This window comes from Dyadobacter psychrophilus (assembly GCF_900167945.1).
Taxonomy (GTDB): Bacteria; Bacteroidota; Bacteroidia; order Cytophagales; family Spirosomataceae; genus Dyadobacter; species Dyadobacter psychrophilus.
Window position 1 is genome coordinate 308,689 of sequence record NZ_FUZA01000002.1, and the last position, 26,702, is coordinate 335,390.

The window sequence follows — 26,702 nt, forward strand, 5'->3', positions numbered from 1 at the left end:
AAACCTCATGAATACAGCCGAACTGATATTGAACAAGGCAAATCCACTGCTCCCGGCTGAGGATTTTGACGGATTGCGAAAAGAAGGCATCCATCACATAGAAAAACTGGGCAGCGCAAACTGGACGGAATATAACGTCTCCGATCCCGGCATCACAATCCTGGAAGCAGTTTGCTACGCTATAACCGACTTGTCTTACCGCACCGGGTTCGACATGAAGGACTTGCTGACTCCCGAGCATCTGGGCCCGGACACATTCAAAAAGATCTTTTACACAGCCCGCCAGATCCTGCACAGCAGTCCGCTGACAATCACCGATTACCGAAAACTTATCATTGACATAGAAGGCGTCCGCAATGCGTGGGTTGAAATGAGTAAAGATTATGAGGTCCCGCTGTTTGTGGATTACAGTTACGTTAATGAAGAAGGCAAAGGCGATTGCGGTTGCGAAGAGAAGGAGCCGTGCCTGGGAAGGCTGGCGTTGGAGCTTGCCAAAGCCGAAAAGCGAAGGGAAGAGATCGATAAAATGATCGCGCAGAAGAATAAAGAAATTGCCGAACTAAACGATCAGATCAATGCTCCGGACAGCAAAAAAGACAAGGACAAGTTGCGCCGGCAAGTCGCAAGGCTGCAAAAGCTGGTTATCAGCTATCAGGAAGCAATCACTTACACAACCCAGTCCAAGATACTTGAATTGGAAGGCCTTCTCAATGTCATGGTTGAATATGAAGAAGATGTAATCGAGGAAAAGCAGCGTGACCAGATCCGCGAAAAGGTGGTGCAGCGGTTGCATACGCACAGGAATTTATGCGAGGATTTCATCTCAGTGAATTCGGTTGTTTACGACGATTTTTCCGTCATGGGCCTTTTTGTACTGAAAGAAAATGCCAATCCCGAAGAGGTTTTCGCCAGGATCTGTTTTGAAATTTACCGTTACTTCACACCGTCCGTGCGCTTTTATACCATTGATCAAATGATGGAAAAGATCAATCCGGAGAATGGGCAGCATTACACCGTTGAGGAAATATTCGAGGGACCCGCTTTAAAACATGGCTTTATTGACACCCAAGAACTGGAAGGATCGGATCTTTTTCGTGACTTCCGCCTTTCCGACCTGATCAATGCGATATGTGATGTCGAAGGCGTTGTGGCTGTTACCAATTTGTACATTCCTTTCGATGCGGCAGGAAATCCGCTAAATGACCTGGACGATGCCAGCGTTTATTTCAATGACTGGATCAGAGAACTGCGTCGCCAGCGCAGAGTCGCCCGTTTGAAGTTGAAGAATTCCAAATTTATATTTTTAAAACAGCGCGAGGTTTTTACTTACGATTTTGTAAACGAAGATCCCGCTAAAAATCGGGCGGTAAGGCGTTTTGAAGATCTTAAAACGCAAGACCAAGATTACAAGCTGCGCGGCCACCAAAAAGACTTCCCTGTGCCAGTGGGTGAATATATGGAATTGGAAAACTATTATCCGGTTCAATATTCCCTCCCGCAATGCTACGGCGTGGGCGAGTATGAAGAGCTTCCTGAGACGCCGGTCAGCAAACGCGATACACAGGCCTACCAGCTGAAATGTTACCTGCTGTTTTTTGAGCAAATTCTGGCCAATTACCATGCGCAGCTCAATCATTTACGCGATATCTTTTCCTTTGATGAAAAGGTAGACCAAACTTACTATGCGCACCTGCTTTTTGAAATCAATAATCTCAAAGAACTCATTATCGATCACGATCCGATGCTGAATGAGTCGACTGAGCACTTTTTTGAAGAATTTGGAAAAATCCTGCAAGATATATTGGAGCCTGAGCACATGTTCCTGAAAAGACGCAACGCATTTCTGGACCATATGTTGGCGCGCTTTGGCGAGGATCTTACAGAATATGAAGCGCTGACCAGATATGTTTGGAAGGACAAGACTGGCACAAAACTCATTGGCGATAAGATCCGGCTTTTGCAGGATTACGTCCGCGTTAGTAAAGACCGTGGCGAAGGTCTCAACTATACATTGCCCGATCAGGTTTGGGACACAGAAAATATTTCCGGTGCCGAGCGCCGGATCGGCAGGCTGCTGGGCTTTTCCAACATTACGCGGCACAGCCTGGCCGTAAATGCCATTGTGGTAATCGACATTGTGGAAGAAAAACCAGCGAAAGCGGGCGAAAAGAAAGACAAAGTTTACATTCAACTGGTGAATACAAATGCGGATAACCAGGTGATATTATCTTCCAGGCCAATTTTTAAGGACAATTGCTGCATCGACGAAACGGTAAATTTGCTGCTTGGCCTGGCCGAGTCGAGAGTTAATTTTTATATCAACGGAAAAGTCAAATCGGTTTCGCGGAGCAAAACCAAAAATCAGCAAAGCGGTTCATTCCGTGTAGAACTGCGCGATAAAGATGGCGACATAGTGGCTGTCAGCAACGAATTTGGCAACGATGAAAGTGCGAGAAAGCACATTGAGCTGATCATGGCTGTGGTTCGGAAAATCAATGATAATGAAGGCATGCACCTGGTGGAACATTTGCTGCTGCGTCCGAAGCTCGATACAGTGCTCGAATATGCAGATTATAACCTGAAAGATTACAAAGTGCCGCCCGCAATCAAAGTCAATACGCTGGACATTTGTCTGGATGCATGCGATCTGGGAAAAGGTTTGGGACAAAACACAGATTCGCACGATTATAAAATCAAGATCAGCCGCTTACCGGCAGATAAATGTTACAATGACGAGGCCTGGGTGATGGAGCTAATCCGGGTGAATGAGATCAAAAAAACGATCCAATCGCACAACAGCAAAGGAAAACCGGTCACAATTGAGGTAAAGTTACCGGCAAACCGCAGCATTCTTTTTAAAACCATTGCCCTGGATAATAAGCCCAAAATCCCAGATTTGCTTTCTTTCCGGCACTACGAACAGTTACAGGACAGGCTGGCCGATTTGCGCGAATTTGGCTCAGAAATAAGCAATTATCAAATTCAGCGCTACACCGACGACATTGCGGATGGTTCTAAACGGGAGGATATTAAGTATTACTTCGAGATCAAAAATCCTGAAAACGACCAGGTCCTGGCAAGAAGCATTTACTACGGAACCATTCATGAGGCCCGGACAGAAATTGAAGCGATGGTAAGATACCTGGGTTATCAGCTCGATCTGTACTGCCAGGAAGATCCTTGCGACCACAACGAAGACCCTTACTCGTTCCGGGTGACGATCGTTTTGCCTTGCTGGGTGAGACGCTTCCGCGATAAAAGTTACCGCAACTTTGTGGAAAAAACCATCCGGACAGAGCTTCCCGCGCACATTGCGCCGCGTATCAAGTGGGTGGGCATCAGTCAGATGAAATCTTTTGAAGACAAATATCAGGCCTGGCTGGAAGAGCTTCTTAATAACCCTTACCCGGAATATGGACCGGTGAATGCGCTCGTGTATGAGCTGAACAATCTGGTTGAATGTGGCTCTTGCGAGCCCGATCACGAATGCTCCGAAATGTCGGAGGATAACAATGGAAACCGCTATTTCTATTAAGCCATGTCTCAAACGCACGTCATCAATAGCCTGCAAATTGAAATTGAAACGTCGGACGAAAGCACTGCATTTCGACTGCGTGACGCTTTAAATCATTACTGGCAGCAATGGGTGATGTTGCATTTGGAAAAAGCATTTGATAAAGTGAGTCCAGTCAATGCGATGATCCGGATTGACAAGTTAGAGCTTGATCTGGAAACATTGGAAGCAGAAAATTTTGACGATGACTTTCCTGAACGCATTGAGAAATTGTTTTCCGATCGTCTTCAAAAAATAATACATTCCAAAAGTATTTCCCATTTAATTAGTAATAATAGTGCAACAGATCAAGACTTGCTGGTTAGTTTTTTAAAGACCGGCGCGCTTCCCTGGTGGTCACAATCCTACAAAGACATTGATTTTAACCGCATTATATACACAACATCAGTGGAAAAGCCTGAGGAAATGAGAGATGTGTTGCTTAATGCTTTCAAGGGTAAAGATTCGCTGTTAAGATTGTTATATCAATTTGATAATCAAATTATTATCAACATTTTGCGAAGCCTTTTCGGAATGGATGGACATGAGGGAGAAATTGAAAAGCGGATTGAATTTTGGCAAAATAAGGGCAAGGCGCTTGCCGAAAGCGAAACTGACATGTTCAGGGTTTTAGCTTTTTTTGCACATTTGAACAAAGTGGAAAATCTTAACGCTGGGTCTAGCCTGCAAGCAGTTTCTGAGCGATTTTTACCGTTCGCTAAACAAAACGAATGGAGGCAGTTTTCAGGATCTTCATTAGAAATGAATGCTCTTACCGATGCCATTTTACAAGTTGAAAGTGCATCGCAAGATAAAGAAGAGCTTTCAGAAGAGCAGACTAAATATGTGATCAGGCATGCCGGAATTGTGCTTATCGCTCCTTTTTTACCGCAGCTTTTCAGGCAGCTAAACTTGTTGGCCGATGAGGGCGGAACATTTAGAGATGAACAAGCGGCTTTGCGGGCCGTGGCACTTTTGGGATACATAGGAAGGGGGAAATCCGTGGTTCCGGAGTACGAACTGATTCTTGAAAAATTACTTTGCGGCGTTCCCATACACGAGCCTGTGCCGCTGGACTGCGCGCTGACATTACCCGAATTACAGGAAGCGGATGAGCTGCTGAATGCGGTCATAGGGCATTGGAATGTGCTAAAATCTGTTTCAGGGCTCCGGGAGGGCTTCTTTGAGCGGGACGGAATCTTGCAGGATATGGGCAGCTCATGGCTGTTACGGGTCGAGCGAAAATCTTACGACGTGCTGTTCGATCATAAGCCGCCGCCGTGGGGCTTTCGGGTGCTCAGATTTTCATGGAATCCCAAAATGATCGAAACAGAATGGTGAACAACGCGAAGCATATGGAAATGGAGCCGCTTGAAGCTGTGAATGCGCAATGTCTCAGAACTGAGTTGCAATGGTTTGTAGCTGTTGCTAATGAACGGCTGTCGGTCACTTTCCCGAATCCGCCTGCGCCATCAGAAAAGGACTCAAAACAGGAGCCGCCGCGGGACAAAGGCTGGCTCGGTAAATTGTTTTCAGACGAGCAGGAAGCAGCTCAATATGGTGACATCAAGCTGCTTACGACCAGTTCGGCGACGCCACCCGACCTGACGCAAAGCGTTGCCACCTATGCAGAACTCGTTCGCCATTATAGTATGTCCACCGAAGAAAGGCTCGTGCTAATGCTGGCATTGATCCCGCACATTCAGCCTCAGCTTCTGGACATATTTTTTGCGCCCAATAAAATCAATAACCGTGGCTTTTCGGAATTTGGCGGGATTAAGGGACAGCAGTTCGGCGGATTTTTGCCGACCATTGAAACAGCATTGTACATTGCCGCTGGCAACGATCTGGAAAGGCGTTTCCGGCTTGCGCATATTTTCGAGCCCGATCATTTTTTCTTTTTACACAACATATTATATATCCACACACAGCCCGGCAACGAGCCATATACATCCGGCCAGATTTGCCTGACCGACGAATACACCGATTTTTTCACCACCGGCAAGCAACGAACGCCACAGTTCAGCATGGATTTTCCCGCCAAACGGCTGCAAACGCAAATGGAATGGGAAGATCTCGTACTCGAAGAGGTGACCGCAAAACAGCTGGATGAGATCAGGATCTGGTTACAGCATCGCGAAACGCTGATGAACGATTGGGGGATGGCCAAAAAGTTGAAACCGGGCTACAAAGCACTCTTCTACGGCCCGCCAGGGACAGGAAAAACGCTGACAGCCAGCCTGTTGGGAAAGCTTTTCAAACGAGACGTTTACCGCGTTGACCTTTCCATGGTGATTTCCAAATACATTGGCGAGACCGAAAAGAATCTTGAAAAAGTCTTCAAAAGAGCCGAAAACAAAAACTGGATACTGTTTTTTGACGAGGCGGATGCATTGTTTGGCAAAAGGACGACAATCTCGGATTCACATGACAAATATGCCAACCAGGAAATCGCTTATCTGCTGCAAAGGCTCGAAGATTACCCGAGTCTGGTGATTCTGGGAACCAATATGCGCTATAATATCGAGGAGGCATTTATGCGTCGCTTGCAGGTTGTGGTACATTTTCCCAAGCCGCAAAGTAAGGAGAGGCAGCGACTTTGGCAGAGCTCGTTCAGCGCAAAAGCCCAGTTTGCCGAAGACGTCAACTTTGAGCAGATCGCACGGCAGTATGAACTCTCGGGCGGCTCAATTGTAAATGTAGTTCAATATGCTTCGCTGCTCGCATTGAGCAGGGGAGGCAATGTTATCAGTCAGAGCGACATTATTCAGGGAATCCGCAAAGAATATTTGAAGGAAGGCAAGACAATTTAAGCCGTGTGATATGAAAGCATCAGAAATAAGTCCCAAAAGTATGACCGTGGGTGCTGTAAACGACCCTATGGAACACGAAGCCGACGCTATGGCCGAACGTGTTATGCGCATGCAGGAGCCGGTTATGGTCCAGCGCAAATGTGCGCATTGTGAAAAAGAAGAAGAGCAGGCGCATCGCAAACCGATGTCGACATTGATACAAATGAAAGGCGACGAAGGCGGATTTGAAGTGCCCGAAAGGGTTAGCAGCCAGATCAATGCGGCTCGGGGAGGCGGAAGCACATTAACCGGCGAAACCAAAAGTTTTATGGAAAGCCGGTTTGGCAATGATTTTTCCAGCGTAAAAATTCACACGGACGCGAATGCTGTGCAGCTGAGCCGCCAATTGAATGCACAGGCATTTACGGTTGGTAATGATGTGTTTTTTAATGAAGGTAAATTTACGCCGGAAAGCGACTCGGGAAAACGGCTTTTGGCTCATGAGCTTACTCATACGATGCAGCAGAGCGGTTCGGTTCGCAGGCTGGTTAATGATAGGAATGTGACCTGTCGCGCAACCGGGCTTATTAGTCCAAACCTGACGGGCGCCGAAGTTGTTCAGGCAATTGCTGATGCAGATGCCGAGGCAATTCGCATTTTACAAAATGCGGAAGATACATTGCAAAACGCTTTAAATGATGCCATTGCAGGCAATCCGGCGGATCCGGCACTCAATTTGATTTTACGGGAAGAGCTTGGCCTGGACCTGGATAATGCGGGAAATCGCAGGCAGATTCAGGTCGCTATAACGCGCATTGCCCGCGTCAGAACGACTTTGGAAAGTGGTTATCTGCGTTATATGTGCCGTGGCGGAAACAATGTCAACCTGGTTGGATGTGCAGCCACATCTTGTGACGGTGACACTTTTGCTTTTGCGTGTCCCGGTAACAGGCTTGTGGTGTTATGCCAGAACTTTTGGGATTCGCCGAACGAGCGCGCAGGAACGATCCTGCACGAAGTTTTTCACATTTGGTTTGATATGGACCATGGTAACCAAACCAAATCTGCCAACGCAACTTGCCTGGAAGGATTTGCAAGGAGAGTGGACGGGCAGGCCGTGGGAGATTTTTCTTGTGCAGCAGGAGCACATTGAGCTGACAGCCATAACTTCATTTGATCTCAATGAAAACAAACCGCATATCCGCATCCGGAAAAAGCAATTCCGCACAAGAATTGGAAGCAACGGATGCATTATCTAATGTACCCCAAAACATGCAGATCCGGATGGAGACCAATCTCGCGCAACGGATTCCCGCTCCAACACAGGTAAAGGCGACCGATGAAGGCTGGGAAAACGACGTCGAATCTTTCGCAAAACGACTGACAGAACATTATTTATTAAACGACAGGGGTGTTTCAGATAAGGTCGAAAAAGCACGCCGGCTCTCCCCATCGAGTGCGAAAATGCATGAATGTGATATAACGACGGAGGGTGGATTGACGGTGCGGACATTGTGGCAAACGGAAACAAACGTTGCTATTGCCAAATCCTGCATCAACGGTGACTGTAAGGCCTGCGCTTACAATTACACGGTAAGCGACGCTGGTGAGCTGAATTTCAGCCTGATCAAATGCTGGTTAATCGCTCCTTTTTGAGGAGTTAAGCCGCATAATTATTACATTGATGTTTGTAATGTGACACTTCACTTCTTAAACAAACACAGCCATGCCTAATGATAATGCATTGTACACTTATCGCAACGGAAAAAAAGTTGCCCTGTACAAAAAAGACGATCAGTTTGTAGCCCGCACTTCTGCCGATAACATTGCTAATCTGGGAATTGACAAGATCGAGAAGGTTTCTCCCTCCGCTTTCCGCGCCACAGTGTCGCCCGAAAGGCTGGATGAACTCATGGTTGAAAGCCGCGAACTAGCGCCAACGCACCACGCTTACCAGTTACAGGACACCAATCAGGAGTTTCTGATCACGGACCGTATTATGGTTACATTCAAAGACAAGCCAACGCCGGAGCATTTGTCTGCATTCATTGCGAAATATGCCCTGGTGATCAAAAATCAGTATAGCGATGTCGATTTCCTGTTTCAGCTGACCAATCAGTCGGGCATGAACCCGGTGAAAATGATCGTGAAGATCAATGAAGAAGAACCTTCCGTGCAGATTGCCGAACATGACCTGATCCAGCGTGTTACGAAATATCTGACATTGCCCGCCGATACATCTTTCGACCTGCAATGGCATTTACATAAACACACGCCGGCTGCTGACGATTTCGATCCGCGTTGTTCGAGTCGCTGCGAGGAGGCCTGGCAGTTGCTTGATAATTTCGGCAGCGCTGATGTGGTTATCGGCCTTGCCGATGATGGTTGCAAGCTGGATCATGATGATTTCAATTCTTTGGGGAAATTTGCAGGCTGGGGATACTTTGTCAATGATATTTTGGTCAAAAAAACAGACATCGGCGCTGATCCGAACGGAATGTATGCGCCTGGAAATAATCACGGGACTTCCTGTGCAGGTGTGATTGCAGGCGAAGTGGATGGCACATTAACCGTAGGCGCCGCACCCGGATGCAAACTTTTACCGATCAAATGGGAGTCGTCCGATGGCGGCGGGCTGTTTATCGATGACAATAAAATGATGCTCACACTGCAATACATTTCAGATAAGGTCGATGTTTTTTCCAATTCATGGGGAAGTTCTCCCGAAATGAATTTTAGCCAGCAGGTTGTAAACCGGATCAAATCGCTCGCATTAACTGGCGGCAGGCGCGGGAAAGGCATCGTGTTCTTATGGGCTTCGGGCAACGAAAATTGTCCTATTGAGCATTCGGGAACACAAGACATTCCATTTGATCACGGCGTGCGCGTTCAGGGCGGTTCACTGGTTTGGGTTGGTGTTCAAAAAAGTAAGGTTTTCTCGCATAATCTGGTCGACATTCCGGGTGTGATGCACATTGCGGCATTAGCGAGCACAGCGCAGCGAAGCCATTATTCCAACTACGGGCCCGGTATTTCACTCACAGCCCCCACCAACAATGTGCACACCTATTACAGGCTGGCCGTTGAAGGAAAAGGCGTGGTAACCACTACGGGCGACAGTATAACAGCTGTTACAGAGGATTTCGGGGGCACATCCAGCGCAACGCCGTTGACTGCCGGCATTGCCGGCCTGGTTATTTCAGCTAACCCGGACCTGAATGCGCTTGAAGTGATATCTGTTTTACAAAGCACGGCCTCCAAAGATCTGAACGAAACACCATATCCGAGAACGCCGCCTGCAAACTTCGATAATGACACTTCCTGGGATATTTCACCCGTTTTTGCTTCCGATTTTCAAAACGCGGGACATGCCGATGGCACTTGGAGCCCATGGTTTGGTTTTGGCAGGGTTGATGCATTTGAAGCAGTTAAAAAGGCGCTTACTATGCGTTTGGGAGGAGCTGATCCTGTTGTTCCCGCTGTAAAAATCCGCTCCGCAGTTGTTAATCCCGCCGGTAATGATCATAATAAAGAGAAAGTAACGCTGGAAAATCAGAGTAATGTGCCTGTTTCCATTGAAGGCTGGGCGTTGGTTGATAAAAATAACCGCGCGCAGATCCTGACGGGATCCATTCCACCGGTTTCGAGCATGAGCATCGATTTAAAAACAAATAAAATCATCCTGGCAAACACAGGCGGCACCATCATCCTCAAAGACATAGCCGGAAACCAGGTTCACAGGGTCGCTTACACGGGCGCGCAGGTGAAGCCGGGCATGGAACTTGTTTTCTGAAAAATCCCTATATTGACGGCTTTGAATCATCAGCGTAAGCCATGAATGGTCATCAGCCGCAACTCAGAACTGTAAACGTTATCCGATATGTCACCCCTTTGCGGGAAGGCGGATCGCTCCCGGCTATTGCCGAGGCGGACGACGAATTTTTGTATGTCCTGAAATTCCGCGGCGCGGGTCAGGGCACAAAAGCACTGATTGCAGAGCTGATAGGCGGGGAAATTGCCCGCCTGCTGGGTTTGAAAGTGCCTGAAATTGTTTTTGCCAATCTGAATGAAGCATTTGGAAGAACAGAACCTGACGAAGAAATCCAGGATCTGCTCAGGGCCAGTACAGGCCTTAATCTGGCCATTCACTATTTGTCCGGCGCCATCACTTTTGATCCCGTCGTTACCGCCGTTGATGCCAGGCTTGCGTCCGCCATCGTTTGGCTCGATAGCCTCATTACCAACGTTGACCGCACGGCCCGTAACACCAATATGCTTATGTGGCATAAGGAGTTATGGCTGATCGACCACGGTGCTGCATTGTATTTTCATCATTCCTGGGACAATTGGGAAGAACAGGCAAAACGGCCGTTTGCGCAGGTAAAAGACCACGTTTTGCTTCGCTATGCCTCTGATATTGAGGTCATTGATCAAGAATTCAGGGCTATTTTGGGATTGGAGCAAATCGAAGCGATCGTATCATTGATTCCGGATGACTGGCTTTTGCGAGATGCACCTTTTGAGTCCGCCGAAGCGCACCGGCAGGCATATGTGAAATTTTTAGCGTCGCGGCTCTCCGTGTCGGATGTATTTGTTAAAGGAGCGAATGATGCAAGAGCAGCACTTATTTGAGTACGCCGTCATCCGCGTCGTACCCAGGGTCGAGCGCGAAGAATTTGTTAATGTCGGTGTTATTTTGTTTTGCCCATCCAAGCGTTTTTTGGAATGTGTTTTCGAGCTGAATGCGCCCAAACTACGCGCGCTTTCGGATGGTCTCGATCTGGATGAAGTAGGCGCTTATCTGAATGCACTGAAACTGATTTGTGTGGGCAAAAAAGAAGGCGGCACCATTGCTGCATTGCCGCCCGCTTCCCGCTTTCGCTGGCTCACTGCCACACGTAGCACGGTGGTCCAGTCTTCAAAAGTGCATCCCGGTTTTTGCCAGGACCCGGACCTGAGTTTAAGTAAACTGTTCAATCATTTGGTTAAATAGTTTTCTGGCGCAGATTGAGCTGCTGTTGCACTTCCTCCTTCTTCCTACGCGAAACTTCCACCTGTGACCCGTCCGCAAGCAGCACATATTGATTGTTATGAGCAACCTGCTTGATATAGCGGGAATTGACCAGGTGCGATTTATGTGTGCGAATGAAATTGAAATCACCCAGCATTTCATCAAAATGCTTCAATGTTTTGCTGGAAACAAATGGCCTTTTGCCCACCAGATGTATGGATGTGTAGTTTTTGTCGGCTTCGAGTCGCAGGATTTCATCCAGGGTAAAAAAGAAAACGCCTTCGCTGGAAGGAACCGCCAGTCTGAAATCCTTAATTTCTTTTTTCTGGATGTTTTCCACCAGATTATCAAACAGTTCCTGCTTGGGTGCCTGGATCTTTTCCCTTACTTTTTCCAGATGCCGGTCGATGGCAAATTGCAGCTCACCCGGATCAACCGGTTTCAACAAATAGTCCAGCGCGCTGAACCGGATCGCCTGGATCGCATATTGGTTGTATGCAGTGGTGAAAACGATATCGTAATCAGGATTTTTTCTTTCCATCAAAAAATCGAAACCGTTTCGGTAGGGCATTTCAACATCCAGAAACACGATCCCGGGTTCGTAACTTTTCATGATTTCCAATGCCTCGTTTACAGATTCTGCGTGTTTAATGTCGATCTGTTCGGTAATTGCAGTTTCAAGATAATGGGCAAGGATAAGACGGGCTTTTATTTCGTCATCAATAATCAGCGCATTTATCATAACGTTTTCAATGTTGTAAAGGATGATGTAGTAAGTTAAAAAATTGCCCGGCAGCTAGCCAGATATGGAGAGGGAAGGGGGTCATCATGCAGACATTAATGCTGAACGTTTGAGCTATGGTTTGTCGAAAAGAAATTGTCCTTACTGGCTGAACTCCTGAGAGAAAGGAAAGGTTAATGCAGCCTGTTGATCCGTTTTAGTTTCTGGAAGTATAATTAAGAGAAAAAATAGAGAAGCCATGAGCTCAACCATTTAAAGGCTGATAACATTTATTTAAAGGCTGGACACAAAAAGCCCTGCCATCGCTTGGATGACAGGGCTTGTGTTTCAGAAAGCGATCAGCTTATTTGGCGTCTACGGGTTTCTGCATTTCGTTCATATTATGCGCGACCATACTATCGGGCGTAATGTTGCTCATGCCGATCTGAACCTTGTTTTTTAATCCGGAAATTACTTTGTCCTTTCCGGCCATCAACGCTTCATAACCGTCTTTTGCAACACCAGCAGGATCGGCTTTCGCATCTTCGTCCTGCACCGCTTTACTGCTGTTCATGTCGGCCTTATTAAAGAAATCCGTGTCGGTAACGCCCGGTAGTAACGCTGTTACCGTAATTTCTGTTTCTTTCAGCTCTTCGCGAAGTGCCTCGCTGAATGAGAAAACAAACGCTTTTGTGCCGTGATATACAGCCTGCCATGGCCCGGGAAGTTTACTGGCAATCGAAGCCAGGTTTAATATCTTTCCCGAGTTGGCCGCAACCATATCTTTTAGGAAAAGCTTGGTAAGGATTACAACTGCTGAAATATTCAGCTCGATAATGTCCAGCTCACGATCCAGCTCATTGTCTTGAAACAAACCATAAACACCCTGTCCTGCATCGTTTACAAGTACATCAATGGTAATTCCCTTGCTTTTTACTTCGTCATAAACAGACAATGTTTCTTCTCTGTTGAAAAAGTCTTTCGCAATTGTAACCACTTCCACGCCATGCTGCCTGAACTCCTGGGCCCTTACTTCCAGTTGTTGTTCGTCACGGGAAACGATTACCAGATTGTACTGATCTTTTGCAAACAGCAAGGCGAGCTCGTAGCCTATGCCACTTGTTGCGCCGGTTATCAGCGCATATTTTCCATTAGTTGACATAATTTTAAAGGTTTATTGATGAAATTGAATTAAAGCCAATCGAATCCCCGCACATATTTCAACACCACAATGGCCAAAGGCGGTAAAACAAGCGGAATCGAATGGATCCTGCCGTGTTTTGGAATGGGATAACTTTCCTGCTCATCGGGATGAAGCAAGTCAGAACCGCCATATTTCAAATTGTCTGTATTAAAGATCTCCTGATAATATCCTGGTTTTGAAACACCTATCCGGTAATTGCTCCTGACGACCGGTGTAAAGTTTCCGATAAAGATCAGATCATCCTCCCCATTTTTTCCTTTGCGTATCCAGCTCATTACACTGTTTAGGCTATCCTGATGATCAATCCATTCGAAGCCTTCCGGCGAAAAATTCTTTTCGTAAAGCGCAGGCTGGGACTGATAAAATGCGTTCAGGTCTTTGAGCAATGTCTGGATCCCGTTGTGCGCGGGGTTGAGATTTTCGTCCCAATCCAGACTAAAATCGTGCCGCCACTCATGCCGTTGGGCAAATTCTGCGCCCATGAAAAGCAGCTTAGCACCGGGATGGCCGAACATATAACCATACAAAAGCCGCAGGTTTGCAAACTGTTGCCAGTGATCCCCGGTCATTTTATTGATCATGGAATTTTTACCATAGACCACTTCATCATGGGATAACGGCAATGTGAATTTCTCGGAAAAGGCATAATGAATGCTGAATGCAAGCTGTCCCTGGTGATGGGAGCGGTAAACGGGATCTCTTTGGAAGTAAGACAAGGTGTCGTGCATCCAGCCCATCATCCATTTCATGTCAAACCCGAGGCCGCCATGCGTGGTAGGACTGGTCACTCCGGGCCATGCAGTAGATTCTTCTGCAATGGTCATAACGTCGGGGAAATTAGTATGCACCGCATTATTGAATTCCCTCAGGAAATCCAATGCTTCCAAATTTTCCCTGCCGCCATATTGGTTCGGGATCCATTCACCTTCATTGCGCGAATAATCCAGATACAGCATGGAGGCCACGGCGTCCACCCGTAAAGCATCAATGTGAAATTTATCCAGCCAGTAAATAGCATTGGAAATCAGAAAAGCCTTTACCTCATTGCGACCATAGTTGAAAATAAAGCTCTTCCAGTCCGGATGAAAGCCTTTTTTCGGGTCTGCATGCTCGTAAAGGTGCGTGCCATCAAAATAGCCAAGTCCGTGTTCGTCAGTTGGGAAGTGGGAAGGAACCCAGTCAAGTATTACACCGATTCCAGCATTATGGAGCGCATCGATCAGAAACATAAAGTCCTGCGGCGTGCCGAAACGGCTGCTTGGAGCGAAGTAACCCGTCAGCTGATAACCCCATGAACCATAAAAAGGATGCTCCATAATCGGCATGAATTCTACGTGCGTAAAGCCCATATAATTGCAATATTCCGGTAATGTTGCTGCCAGTTCACGGTATGTCAGGAAACGGCCTTCCTCCTCATGCACCCGCCTCCACGAACCAATGTGCATTTCGTAGATGGATATTGGCTTGCTGAGCGGTGGAGTATTTTGGCGGTTTTCGAGCCATTGAGTGTCAGTCCACTGGAAATCCAGGTCCCATACTACGCTGGCGGTATGCGGCGGTGTCTCCCAATGGAATGCATACGGGTCTCCTTTTTCTACTTCATAACCGTTATTGGAGCGGATGAAATATTTGTAATATTCTCCGCGGCCAATATCCGGCAAGAAGCCCTCCCAAATCCCTGAATGATCTGCCCGGCATTCCAATGGGTGCGAATTTCTATTCCAGCCATTGAAGTTCCCTACTACCGAAACATGCTGCGCATTTGGCGCCCAGACGGCAAAATGAGTTCCCTTAACGCCATCCTGTTCCAGGATGTGCGAGCCGAGTTTGTTATAAATATGATAATGTGTTCCGGACTTGAACAAATCAATGTCGAATCCGGAAAACATAGGCAATGCATCGCTGCGCTGATCTGTCATAATCAAAATTTTAAGCTGTTACCAAGGGTTCGGTTTTGTTCATGATCGATTTTATACCGCTCAATGGCACCATCACCCACGAAGGCCTGTTATTGACCTCGTAATTCAGTTCGTAAATGGCCTTTTGTAACAAAAATGTTTGCAACAGGACTTCCAGATCGTCTTTTTTCTGCGGAATGATCGGACTATCATGAATGGTTTCCAGATAAGCTTTCATGAAAAATCCACTCATATAGTGATACCATTGTTCCACAAATGGAAGAAGTTTACCAATGTCCTCCTTGCGGATCTGGTTATCTAGGTAGAGACTTCCATAGGCAGCATAATGGAAAGACCGCAACATCCCGGCTACATCTCTGAGCGCGGAACGTTTCAACCTTCTTTCACTATAACTGCGGGCCGGTTCGCCCTCGAAGTCGAGAATGATAAAATCCTTGCCCGTGAATAAAACCTGGCCTAAATGGTAATCTCCGTGAATCCGGATCTTGGCTGTATCGATTTTGCGGCTGTAAACTTTTTTAAGCTCTGTCAAAATCTCTTCTTTCATATGCAATACAGCTTCCGCTTCCTGCCGCACTTCGGGTTTCAGTTTTTTCATGTTACGGTTCAGGCTTTGAAATGCAACACGGACCAGTGATTGGAGCGAAGAATACACAGATCGCTGGTAATGGAGCGAAAAGTCTTCCGGAATAAAATCCGGCGAATTTTTGCCCGAAGCAAGCGCTAAGTGCATTTCCGCTGTTCTAACACCCAGTAATGCAACTTGCTCGGCAACAGGAACATCCAGAAGATCTTTCAGCGCGTCCGGAATGTCTTCATAGCCAACCGGATCTGCTAATGTTCCCCTAAGCTCGGTGGGTAACTGGATTTCGCTGGACGAAAGAATTTTTTCGTTGAAACTGTTCAGTCTGTCCAGCATATTGGCCCAGGCATCGGTGCTGCTTACGACCATTTCCTGCATCATTCCCAGTACCATGCTGTCTTTTTTGTGCTTCCACTCCACGGCACCTACAAAGGCAGGAATATTTTTGAACTTGGCTTCATGGGTAAGGAAATGTGTGATTTCCATGTCGGGATTGATCGCCCGGTCCACTTTGCGGTAAAGCTTAAAGAAATACTTTCCGTCATAAGTAATGGAAGTATTACTCTGTTCGCCGGAAAGCACGCGCGGTTTGATCTTATCCGTTTCCTTTACATGCCGGGTCAGTTCGGCATTGCCGGTGAAATGGATTTCACTGTTTTTGGCATGCAACTTCTCGTTTTCAGCCATATTGAGCAATAGGGCCTGCTGTAATTCCAGCCCGTAAATGGCGTCAAACAACACACCTTCTTCCTCGCCATCAATTTTTATCCTTGCTATGACAGCCTGCGGACAGTTTTCCTTCACTTTATAGGAGAAGGGTTCTTTTCCAAAAGCCACCGGAAGCTGATACATTTCGGGAAGATCGTTTTGATATGATGCTTCCAGCAATAAAATGTATCCCGGCGGATTGTGGCCCAGTGGAATGGATGCATGTGAAATGATCTTAACCGTATCAAGACCTTTTCCTTTTCCTCCAAACCAGCGCATTTTCATCAGGTAGGACGGCAGGAAGTTGTTTTCCAGGTCTTCCAAAACCTCAGGTTCCAGCAGATCCTTCCAGTCGGCCAGTTCCAACAATGGAAGCTCCTCGTTCTGATCAATCTCCGGATGCGTTTTTTGCATCACAAAGCATTGGCAGGCATATGCTTCCAGCGTAAAGAAGTAGGGCGTGCTGTCCTTAACCGACGGGAATTTATTCCTACTATAAATCTCAACAGGCTGATAGCCTTTATATTGATCTAAATCCAGCTCAACGGGCTGCGGGAAGCGCGATAAATTGGCAATCACAAGCATGGTCTCGTCTTTAAAAGACCTTGTAAATGCAAGCACTTTTGAGTTTTCAGAATTCAGAAACTTGATGTCGCCGCGGCTGAACGCCTTATATTTTTTACGGGTGGCAATGGCCCTTTTCATCCACCAAAGCAATGAGGACGAATTGCGTTCCTGCAACTCAACATTCACAGACTCGTAATGATATTGCGGATCCAGGATGAGCGGGAGATAAAGTCGCTGTGGATTGGCCTGCGAAAATCCCGCATTCCGATCCGGATTCCACTGCATTGGCGTTCTTACTCCGTCACGGTCACCCAGATAAAAGTTGTCACCCATCCCGATTTCATCACCATAATAAATAATGGGCGTGCCCGGGAATGTGAATAGCAATGAGTTGAGCAACTCGATTTTCTTCCTGTTATTTTCCATCAATGGCGCCAGTCTGTGCCGGATCCCGAGGTTAATTCTTGCCTTAGGATCTTTCACATACACCTTATACATGTAATCACGCTCTTCGTCCGTCACCATTTCCAGCGTCAGCTCATCGTGGTTACGCAGGAAAATACCCCATTGGCAACTTTCTGGGATTTCTGGTGTCTGGTCAAAAATATCGGTGATCGGATATCTGTCTTCCATTTGCAGCGACATAAACATCCGCGGCATGATCGGGAAATGATAATTCATCTGACATTCGTCACCATCACCAAAATACGCAGCCGAATCTTCGGGCCACATGTTGGCTTCTGCTAGGAGCAATGTTCCTGGATAGCGCTCGTCGACAAATTTTCTAAGTTTTTTGAGATATTCATGCGTTTCAGGAAGGTTTTCGCAGTTTGTACCATCGCGCTCAAACAAGTAAGGAACGGCATCCAGACGGAACCCGTCAACACCCATTTTACACCAGAAATTAAGGATCTTCAAAATCTCTTCCTGCACCAGCGGACTGTCATAATTCAAATCGGGCTGATGGTGGAAGAAACGGTGCCAGTAATATTGTTCGGCTTCACTATCCCAGGTCCAGTTGGATTTTTCATAATCCTGGAATATGATCCGGGCGTCTTTGAATTGCTTGGGGTCATCTGTCCACACGTAAAAGTTACGGTGTGCTGAACCCTTCGGCGCTTTTCTGGCCCGCTGAAACCATGGGTGCTGGTCGGAAGTATGGTTGATAACCAGCTCCGTAATCACCTTCAAGCCACGTTTATGTGCCTCTTTCAGGAACGCCTTAAATTCATGCAAATCCCCGTATGAAGGATTGATAGAATAGTAATCGGAAATATCGTAACCATCGTCACGCAATGGCGAGGGATAGAAAGGCAGTAGCCAGATTGCGGTTACGCCCAGGTCTTGCAAGTAGTCAAGCTGCTCCATGAGCCCCTTGAAATCACCGATCCCGTCACAATTGCCATCCTTAAATGCCTTAATGTGCAGTTCATATATAATTGCATCTTTATACCAATGCAAGTCTTTGTGTATCACTCCGTTTTTATATTCCATCTTCTTATCCGTTCAGTTTTTCTATTTTTAAAATATGCGCAGGCATTTCATATGGGTTTAGCTGAATGAAGTTGTATTCCCCCTGCCAGTAATATTTTTCCCCGCTCAGCATGTCGCTGACCCTGTAAGTCTGGTCGGGATGGATCCCAAACCGGTGTATCGGAACCTTAATGTGGGCTCCCTGCGTGTTGAAGACGTCCAGGTTTACCGATATGATCAATGCGTTGTTGGTTGCATCATCCGCCTTTACGTAGCAGATCACCATATCGTTATTGGTCTCTGTAAAATCAATGTTCCAGGTAGATTGCAGTGCTGGATTTTCCTTGCGGATCCGGTTCACGCGGGTAATGATTTCGCGGGTGCGGCTGTAACGGTTCCAGTCCCAATGCTTGATTTCGTACTTTTCATTGTCCGTATATTCTTCTTTTCCCGGATGCGGGGTGTTGACTCCGTATTCATACACAGGGCCATACATCCCGTAATTGGAAGACAATGTTGCTGCCAGAATGAAGCGCGTAATGTGTGCATTTTCACCTCCTTCCACCAGATGATGTGGCAGGATATCGGGTGTATTGGGCCAGAAATTGGGCCGGAAATAATACTGCTGGTCTGTTTTGGTGAGCTCGTGCATATACTGCTCGATCTCCCATTTGCTGTTTCGCCAGGTGAAATACGTGTAAGATTGATTGAAGCCGATTTTAGCCAACCGCTCCATAACGCGGGGACGGGTGAAAGCTTCTGCCAGAAATATAACCTCAGGATTAACCTTGCGCACTTCGCCGATCATCCATTCCCAGAATGCAAAGGCCTTGGTGTGGGGATTATCGATCCTGAAAACCCGCACTCCTTTGCCGATCCAGAAATCAATGACGCTTTTTAATTCTTCCCAAAGATTTTGCCAGTCTTGTGTTTCGAAATCAAAGGGAAGGATGTCTTCATATCTTTTGGGTGGATTTTCGGCATACTGCACCGTTCCGTCCGGCCTCCATTTGAACCATTGTGGATGTTCTTTCACATAGGGGTGATCTGGTGCACACTGGTAAGCAATGTCCATAGCGATCTCAATACCCATATTTTTAGCCTCGGCCACCAATTTTTCGAAATCTTCGATCGTACCAAGTTCGGGATGGATAGCCTTGTGGCCTCCCAGCCGGTTACCAATGGCCCAGGGCGACCCGGGATCGGATTCCGACGGCGTAAGGGAGTTGTTTTTGCCCTTTCTTTTCATTTCCCCGATCGGATGGACCGGCGGAAAATAAAGGGTGTCAAAGCCCATCTTGGAAACGAGCGGCAACAGGTTTGCGACATCATTGAATGTGCCGTGACTGTCGGGCAATGCGGAAGCTGATCTTGGGAAAAGCTCATACCAGCTGCTGAAACCGGCTTTTTTACGCTCTACTTCCAATTTATATGTTTGGTCGTAAACCGTAATGCGATCTGTGTACCGGATTTGTGCGATGGCATTTGCTACTTCATCGCTAACTGCCAGGTTGACGGCCATCTCAGGATTTTCGGCTGATTTCAGCGATTTTATCCATTTAGTAAATACAGGCTTTTCCTTTTTGTTGGCGAGTTGAGATGCTTCGAGAAGCAATTCGGCGCCAATGAGTATTTCAACCGAAATGTCCTGATGAGCGTCATATTTTTTTACCAAACCTTTCTTCCAAGTCGTAAAATGGTCAATCCAGCCTGTGAACCGATATTCGTAGAACCCGGTCTTTTCCGGTTTCCACGTTGCCTGCCACTGATCATTGATAACATATTGCATGGGAATCTCTTCCCAATTCATGTCTGACTCGTGTTTGTAGATTACGCTTGCCGCTACTACGTCGTGGCCGTCCCCGATAATGTCCGCAGTCAAAGTCAGCTGCTCGCCGATTACTCGTTTAGCGGGAAATCTGCCACCTTCAATCTGGGGAGTAACGTTGGAAATCACGACCCGCTTTCTGCCGTCCTGAATATGCATCGATCCGATTTTTTTGGTTTCCATTGATGAATGGCTACTGTAACAATCAAAACCATGCCTGCAGAAAATATTTATAACCTTATCATTGAGCACAATACGGGTCTAAATTCTCAATAATTTATATTTAGCGGTTTGGTTTAAACTATCTAATGGCGTAAATTTCAACCACTTCACAAAGCCTTTACCCACCACATTTTGAGAATGAGATCCGGTCTTGAGAAATCTGGACTGCAAGCTAATTGTGTAATTGAAATTGATATTACTTACGCGTTTTAGATTTAGTTGGTGTTTTGAGATTATTCTGATCAATCATTTTCTCAGCCGGATCAATGGAGTTCATTCTAATAGACGACAGCGTTTTTGACTTGTTCACGCAAGAAAAACTGCTTATTAAGAGCGGCCTTGCCAAATCCGTTAGAACATTCAGTTCGGCCCAGCTGGCGATGGATTTCTTACTTGAACAATCAGACGGGTTTCCAGAAACCATTATCCTGCTGGACATTCAAATGCCAGGCATCAACGGGTTCGAATTTACCGGCCATTACGCTACATTGCCGGAGGCTTTGAGAAATCGCATCAAACTTTTCATGATATCTTCCACTGTGGACACCGAGGACATTGAGGAGGTCCGCTCAAACCCTTATGTGATCGAACTGCTGTCCAAACCATTGGAAATTCCGGTTTTACGATCGCTTTTGGAAAGGTAATTCGCTTTTTTTCGTAAATGCAAGTCTGTTTCTGTTTTGCTGATGCTATTCAGGTGGCACAATATTTAATATGCTTGCAAGCATAACATTCAGCCATTATGAACAATCCAGTTGCTACTTATCGAATACAATTCCATAAAGACTTTTCCTTTTCAGACCTCGAAAAACGGGTTTCATATTTACAGAAACTTGGGGTCAGTACGCTCTATGCCTCACCGATTTTAGCTGCCACGAAGGGGAGCACGCACGGGTATGACGGCATCAGCCCTGAGGTGATTAACCCGGAAATAGGCACGGCCGAACAGCTCAGGAAACTCAGCGAAACCTTAAAACAGCTTGAAATAGGCTGGTTGCAAGACATTGTGCCCAATCACATGGCGTTTCATTCCGAAAATGAATGGTTGATGGATGTGCTGGAAAAAGGCCAGCAGTCGGAATATGCCTCGTTTTTTGACATTGCCTGGAACAGTAAGCTCTTTCAGGGAAAACTAATGGTTCCTTTCCTGGGCGCCTCGCTGGAAGAAGTGATTGATAACCAGCAGATAAAGGTGGAATATGCCGGAAACCGGTTGGTCCTTAATTATGAAGGAGCGACTTTTCCGCTGAATATCCGGTCATACATGAACATCCTGGGCACGGACAAAGAAAATGCGCCCGAAACGATACAGCAACTTGTACAGCAACTTGCTGAGATCCACGAGACCGAAGATCCGAAAATGTTTTCGCAACGATGGAGCGAATTTCTTCTGCAGCTTTCGTCATTGATGAAAAATGAAATGATCAAAGGCTGGATCGATCAGGAGATTGAAGCAATAAATGCAGATCAGTCTAAAATCACTGCGCTTGTGAAAGGGCAGGAATATATCCTTTGCTTCTGGCAGGAAACCGATTCAAAGATCAATTTCAGAAGGTTTTTTACAGTGAACGGCCTTATCTGCCTGAACATGCAGGATGAGGCCGTTTTTGATAGATATCATCAGTTGATTAAGCTGCTTGTGGACGAAGGCATTTTTCAGGGACTTCGCGTAGATCATATAGACGGACTTTATGATCCCGCGTCTTACCTCGAAAAGCTGCGTGAGCTGGCCGGACCCGAAACTTATCTTATTGTTGAAAAAATATTAGAAAAAAGCGAATCGATGCCTGCGCAATGGCCAATTGAAGGCACATCGGGCTATGAGTTTCTGGCGGATGTGAATAACGTATTCACCAACGCGGATGCTGAGGAAGTTTTTTCAAAATTTTACCAAGAGCTAACAGATAACAATGACCCGGTTCGTGAGCAGTTGCTGGAAAAGAAGTCAGGAATTCTCAACAACCATATGGGTGGAGAGCTGGATAACCTGTATCAGCTTTTCACGGATCTGGAACTAGTGGATCTCGAAAAATTGGAATCCGTCGGCAAGGATAATGTCAGAAAAGCCATTGGTGAATTTCTAATCCACTGTCCGATTTACAGATATTATGGTAATCAAATGCCTTTATCGGAAGCGGAAACGAAAGAAGTGAAAGCGGTTTTTGAGGACGTTCGTGCACACCATAGTGGCCTGGAAAGCGCGATTGAGCTTTTGGAAGCGGTAATTCTGGAAAAAACCATTGGCGGTGACCAGGCATATAATGCCAAAGCATTGGAATTCTATCAGCGCTGGATGCAGTTTTCAGGGCCGCTGATGGCAAAGGGAGGCGAGGATACATTGATGTACACGTATAATCGCTTCATCGGGCACAACGATGTGGGCGATTTCCCTGACCGCTTTGGCATGCCGGTCAAAGATTTTCACCACAAGATGCGCTTACGCCAAAAAGAATGGCCGCTATCATTGAATACGACATCGACGCACGATACAAAAAGAGGCGAAGACGTAAGGGCGCGGTTAAATGTGCTCACGGATCTGCCCCAGGAATGGATTGCCAAAGTAAACGAATGGCGCAAACTGAATGCTGCGCTAAGAAAGCCGGATGGCCCCACGGACAATGACGAATATCTGATCTATCAAACCTTGGTAGGAGCTTATCCAATGCCTGGTGAAGATGCAGGCGATTTCGCGGAACGATTGGGCGATTATTTAAAAAAAGCCCTTCGGGAAGCCAAAACCGACACAACCTGGGCAGAGCCAAATGAAGTTTACGAAAAAAGCACGGAAGAGTTTGCCCTTAGCCTGCTGGATTCCGAGTCGCCATTCTTTGAGAATTTTCAGGAATATTTGAAAACTATTTGCGATGCAGGAATCGTCAACTCGCTTGCGCAGCTGCTGTTGAAATTTACTTGTCCGGGTGTTCCCGATGTTTACCAGGGAACCGAACTTTGGGACCTTAGCCTGGTTGACCCCGATAACCGGAGGCCGTTTGACTATGAAAAACGTGAAAGCTGGCTGCGCGAATTTGAAGATTACAATACAGAAAGGCTGGTTGAAAAGCTTTGGGAAACGAGGAATTCCGGGCAGATCAAACTTTGGCTCACGCACCAGCTTTATAATTTGCGAAAATCTAATCCTGTTCTGTTCTCCGAAGGCGATTATGTGCCATTGAAAATCCGTGGTGCTTACAAAGAGCATATCCTGGCTTTTGCGCGGAAATACAAAAAAGAATATATTGTTGTAGCGGTGCCTTTGCATAGCGCAATGCTCTGTAAAGAGCAAGAAAAGGAGTTTTTTGACCTGGATTGGAAAGACACGTCCATTGTGTTGCCCGATAATATGGAAGCCGGCTGGGCGGATATGCTAACAGGAGAAGAAGCCGAATATGAAGGCAAGCTCACGCCGGTTGAAATTTTCAGGGGGCTTCCTATTGCAGTTTTAAAGGGCAAAAAGCCTGATAATGAACGTAAGGCAGGCGTTTTGCTACACATTACATCGCTCGCGTCGCCTTTTGGAATAGGGGATATGGGCCCGGAAGCATTTGCTTTTGCAGACTTTTTGGCAAAAAGCAGCCAGAAATTATGGCAAATATTGCCGCTGAATCCGATTGAGGCTGCACAAGCCAATTCTCCTTATAGCGCACTTTCCAGCCGCGCCGGCAACCCGCTGTTGATTAGCCCTGAACTATTGGTTAAGGATGGACTTTTGGAAGAGGATGATTTAGCCGGTTATGAGCTTCCGCAAACGGGAAAAACGGATTATGAGCAGGCCGGAAAGTTGAAACACGACATTTTGAGGGAAGCATTTGAAAAATTTGTTTCGCTGAATGATGCAGATGCCAATGAAGCATTTGAAGCATTTTGTGAAAAAAACCAGGAGTGGCTGGACGACTTCGCGATTTACATGGCCCTCAAAAAACAACACGAAGGAAAGCCCTGGTATACATGGCCGGAGCAATATAGGAAGCGGCAGGAAAGTGCATTAGCTCAAATTGAATCTGAGAAATTACAGTTTATCAAATGGGAGCAATACATTTTCGATAAGCAATGGAAAGAGTTGAAGACCTACTGTAATAATCTGGACATTAAGCTTTTGGGTGACATTCCTTTTTATGTAAGTTATGATTCTGCGGACGTCTGGGCTAATCCCGAGTTTTTCTGTGTGGATGAGGAAGGTAAAATAACGGGCATAGCAGGCGTTCCGCCGGATGCGTTTTCAGACGACGGGCAGCTCTGGGGAATGCCTGTTTTCAACTGGGGTGCACTTAAAAAACAGGATTATAAATGGTGGGTTCAGCGACTAGCCAAAAATGTGGAGCTCTTCGACATTGTCAGGCTGGACCATTTCCGGGCATTTACCGATTACTGGGAGGTTGCCGGCGGAGAAAAAACGGCGGTAAAAGGCGAATGGAAACTGGGGCCCGATGCCGAATTTTTCACAAAAATAGAAACAGCCTTGGGCGGGCTTCCGTTTGTGGCAGAGGACCTGGGTGAAATGAGCCCCGGCGTTTATAAGCTAAGGGACAAGTTTGCATTGCCCGGAATGAAGGTTTTGCAGTTTGCATTTAACGAAAACATGGCACAATCGGATCACATCCCGCACAACTTCAACGCCAATTTTTACGCCTACACAGGCACGCACGACAATAATACAACATTAGGCTGGTTCAGGACTTCGAAGGATGAGGATATGAAAGCTTTAATCGAAAAATATGTTGGTTATGAGGTGAATGAGGACAACATTTGCGAGGTTATGGCACGGCTTACATACTCGTCCGTTGCGAAAGTGGCCATTCTTCCGATGCAGGATGTACTTAACCTCGACGAGACGACGATCATGAACATTCCCGGCTCGAACGAGAATAATTGGTCGTGGCGGTTGAAGCCGGGGCAGGTTACGCACGAGGCGCAGCAATTCCTTTTAAATATGACAACGCTCTACAACCGCGATTAGGCGTTGCAGGAAAATGGTTGTGAATGTTTTGATGTGGTTATATTTGTGGAAATACATCAAATTTGAATGTTCCTATGCTTGTGAAAAAAGCCGCATTATTGGGTTTAATCAGTATTTTTCTGATCCAAATATCAGCTTGTAAGGACGTAGCTGACAGCCCGGCGGATACAGCCGCTTTGCTGACTGCGGTGAAACAATGGAAAATTGATGAAATTGCCGTGAATGATGCGGTCACTTTCAAGGATGGAAAGATGACGCAGCAGTTTGGCGGGATTGATTTTGAGCGGTATATGGAGACGGTTGAACTTCGGAAGGACGGCACATTTTCAGGTGTTTTTAAAGGGGATACCAAGCCATTTAACCTCAAATGGAAGCAAAACGATAAAAATCTTACGGTCGGTGCGGCAGATGCAGCGGCCAAAGGAGGCGAATGGACCATTGATCCTAAAGATGCGAGCAGTGATTTTTTTACCATGAAAACGCAAAGCACCGCTTACGACTATCCCAGGATGACCAACATAGCCCTGAAATTTAAAGCTGTAAAGTAAACCCGTTTGTAAAACATTGGAAATGAAAAATATTGAAAAAGCCTTTGCGCTTTTTGACGCTTACAACCGTAATTCGCCGGAGCATTTGGTTCACGACGGGACAGATTATCCAGCAGAATATTTCTACGCGCTAAAATTGCATGAATGGGTCACGAAACTCTCGCCCGACGCAAGTGAAAGCTTGTTACTCGCTTCAAGGGCACAACATATAGGACGGTGGGAAATTGCGCGCAATACTTACCCGGAAGGTAGGGCAGGTTATCTCAAATGGCGAACAGACCTGTCGAAATTCCATGCTGCAAAAGCTGCTGAAATATTGGAATCGGCGGGTTATGACGCAGAGACTATTGAGCGGGTCCAGCAAATCATTCGTAAGCAAAAAATTAAGGCAGACGAGGAGGTTCAAACCATGGAAAATGCACTTTGCCTGGTTTTTCTCCAATATCAGTATGACGATCTCATTGCCAAGACGAGTGAGGAAAAAATGGTTACTATTTTACAAAAAACCTGGGCCAAAATGAGTGACCCAGGCAGGAATATGGCGCTTTCCTTGCCTTATAGCGATGAAGGAAAGCGCCTGATTAACATTGCATTGGCGCAGGCATGATGCAATGTTAAT

17 protein-coding genes are annotated in these 26,702 nt (G+C 46.4%); 12 read left to right on the forward strand and 5 right to left on the reverse strand.

Annotated features, from left to right (window positions below; translation table 11 throughout):
• Positions 1–7: 7 nt before the first annotated feature.
• From B5X68_RS08360 to B5X68_RS08395, 8 genes are all read left to right on the forward strand, one after another.
• Positions 8–3,535: a contractile injection system baseplate wedge protein gene (locus tag B5X68_RS08360; protein ID WP_082214248.1), complete on the forward strand. Its 3,528-nt coding sequence runs from the start codon at positions 8–10 to the stop codon at positions 3,533–3,535.
• A gap of 3 nt (positions 3,536–3,538) precedes the next feature.
• Positions 3,539–4,894 (forward strand): contractile injection system tape measure protein, encoded by a 1,356-nt coding sequence (locus tag B5X68_RS08365; protein ID WP_082214249.1) that lies wholly within the window; start codon positions 3,539–3,541, stop codon positions 4,892–4,894.
• Positions 4,888–6,366 carry an ATP-binding protein gene (locus tag B5X68_RS08370; RefSeq protein WP_212567988.1) on the forward strand — a complete coding sequence of 493 codons (1,479 nt, stop codon included), beginning with the start codon at positions 4,888–4,890 and terminating at the stop codon, positions 6,364–6,366. The genes B5X68_RS08365 and B5X68_RS08370 overlap by 7 nt, the downstream gene beginning before the upstream one ends.
• A 10-nt stretch (positions 6,367–6,376) precedes the next feature.
• A complete protein-coding gene (locus B5X68_RS28880; protein WP_082214250.1) occupies positions 6,377–7,498 on the forward strand; it encodes an eCIS core domain-containing M35 family metalloendopeptidase in 1,122 nt (373 codons plus the stop codon).
• A 29-nt stretch (positions 7,499–7,527) separates the two neighbouring features.
• On the forward strand, positions 7,528–8,001 hold the full coding sequence (locus B5X68_RS08380) for a hypothetical protein (protein ID WP_082214251.1): 474 nt from the start codon (positions 7,528–7,530) through the stop codon (positions 7,999–8,001).
• A 70-nt stretch (positions 8,002–8,071) separates the two neighbouring features.
• Positions 8,072–10,138: a S8 family serine peptidase gene (locus B5X68_RS08385; RefSeq protein ID WP_082214252.1), complete on the forward strand. Its 2,067-nt coding sequence runs from the start codon at positions 8,072–8,074 to the stop codon at positions 10,136–10,138.
• A 41-nt stretch (positions 10,139–10,179) separates the two neighbouring features.
• Positions 10,180–10,977 carry a HipA family kinase gene (locus B5X68_RS08390; RefSeq protein ID WP_082214253.1) on the forward strand — a complete coding sequence of 266 codons (798 nt, stop codon included), beginning with the start codon at positions 10,180–10,182 and terminating at the stop codon, positions 10,975–10,977.
• A complete protein-coding gene (locus tag B5X68_RS08395; protein WP_082215272.1) occupies positions 10,955–11,338 on the forward strand; it encodes a DUF3037 domain-containing protein in 384 nt (127 codons plus the stop codon). The genes B5X68_RS08390 and B5X68_RS08395 overlap by 23 nt, the downstream gene beginning before the upstream one ends.
• Here the strand turns inward: B5X68_RS08395 and B5X68_RS08400 are convergent.
• From B5X68_RS08400 to B5X68_RS08420, 5 genes are all read right to left on the reverse strand, one after another.
• Positions 11,331–12,098 (reverse strand): LytR/AlgR family response regulator transcription factor, encoded by a 768-nt coding sequence (locus tag B5X68_RS08400; RefSeq protein ID WP_082214254.1) that lies wholly within the window; start codon positions 12,096–12,098, stop codon positions 11,331–11,333. The two genes, B5X68_RS08395 and B5X68_RS08400, sit on opposite strands and share 8 nt — an antisense overlap.
• A gap of 343 nt (positions 12,099–12,441) precedes the next feature.
• Positions 12,442–13,239 carry an SDR family NAD(P)-dependent oxidoreductase gene (locus B5X68_RS08405; protein WP_082214255.1) on the reverse strand — a complete coding sequence of 266 codons (798 nt, stop codon included), beginning with the start codon at positions 13,237–13,239 and terminating at the stop codon, positions 12,442–12,444.
• Between the two features lie 29 nt (positions 13,240–13,268).
• The gene (gene glgB / locus B5X68_RS08410) at positions 13,269–15,200 is read right to left on the reverse strand and encodes a 1,4-alpha-glucan branching protein GlgB (protein WP_082214256.1); all 1,932 of its coding nucleotides are present in this window, start codon (positions 15,198–15,200) and stop codon (positions 13,269–13,271) included.
• Between the two features lie 10 nt (positions 15,201–15,210).
• Positions 15,211–18,552: a maltose alpha-D-glucosyltransferase gene (gene treS, locus B5X68_RS08415; protein ID WP_082214257.1), complete on the reverse strand. Its 3,342-nt coding sequence runs from the start codon at positions 18,550–18,552 to the stop codon at positions 15,211–15,213.
• A 4-nt stretch (positions 18,553–18,556) separates the two neighbouring features.
• Positions 18,557–20,542, reverse strand: coding sequence for an alpha-1,4-glucan--maltose-1-phosphate maltosyltransferase (locus tag B5X68_RS08420; protein WP_310588640.1), 1,986 nt, complete (start codon positions 20,540–20,542; stop codon positions 18,557–18,559).
• Positions 20,543–20,847: 305 nt separating this feature from the next.
• On the opposite strand from B5X68_RS08420, the gene B5X68_RS08425 reads away from it, so the two are divergent.
• The 4 genes from B5X68_RS08425 (at position 20,848) to B5X68_RS08440 (ending at position 26,690) form a co-directional block, all read left to right on the forward strand.
• A complete protein-coding gene (locus B5X68_RS08425) occupies positions 20,848–21,225 on the forward strand; it encodes a response regulator (protein WP_082214258.1) in 378 nt (125 codons plus the stop codon).
• A 98-nt stretch (positions 21,226–21,323) separates the two neighbouring features.
• The gene (gene treY / locus B5X68_RS08430) at positions 21,324–25,535 is read left to right on the forward strand and encodes a malto-oligosyltrehalose synthase (protein WP_082214259.1); all 4,212 of its coding nucleotides are present in this window, start codon (positions 21,324–21,326) and stop codon (positions 25,533–25,535) included.
• A 74-nt stretch (positions 25,536–25,609) separates the two neighbouring features.
• Entirely contained in the window at positions 25,610–26,083 is a 474-nt protein-coding gene (locus B5X68_RS08435) for a hypothetical protein (RefSeq protein WP_082214260.1), read from the forward strand.
• A gap of 22 nt (positions 26,084–26,105) precedes the next feature.
• Positions 26,106–26,690: a DUF4202 domain-containing protein gene (locus B5X68_RS08440; RefSeq protein ID WP_082214261.1), complete on the forward strand. Its 585-nt coding sequence runs from the start codon at positions 26,106–26,108 to the stop codon at positions 26,688–26,690.
• The last annotated feature ends 12 nt before the right edge of the window (positions 26,691–26,702 follow it).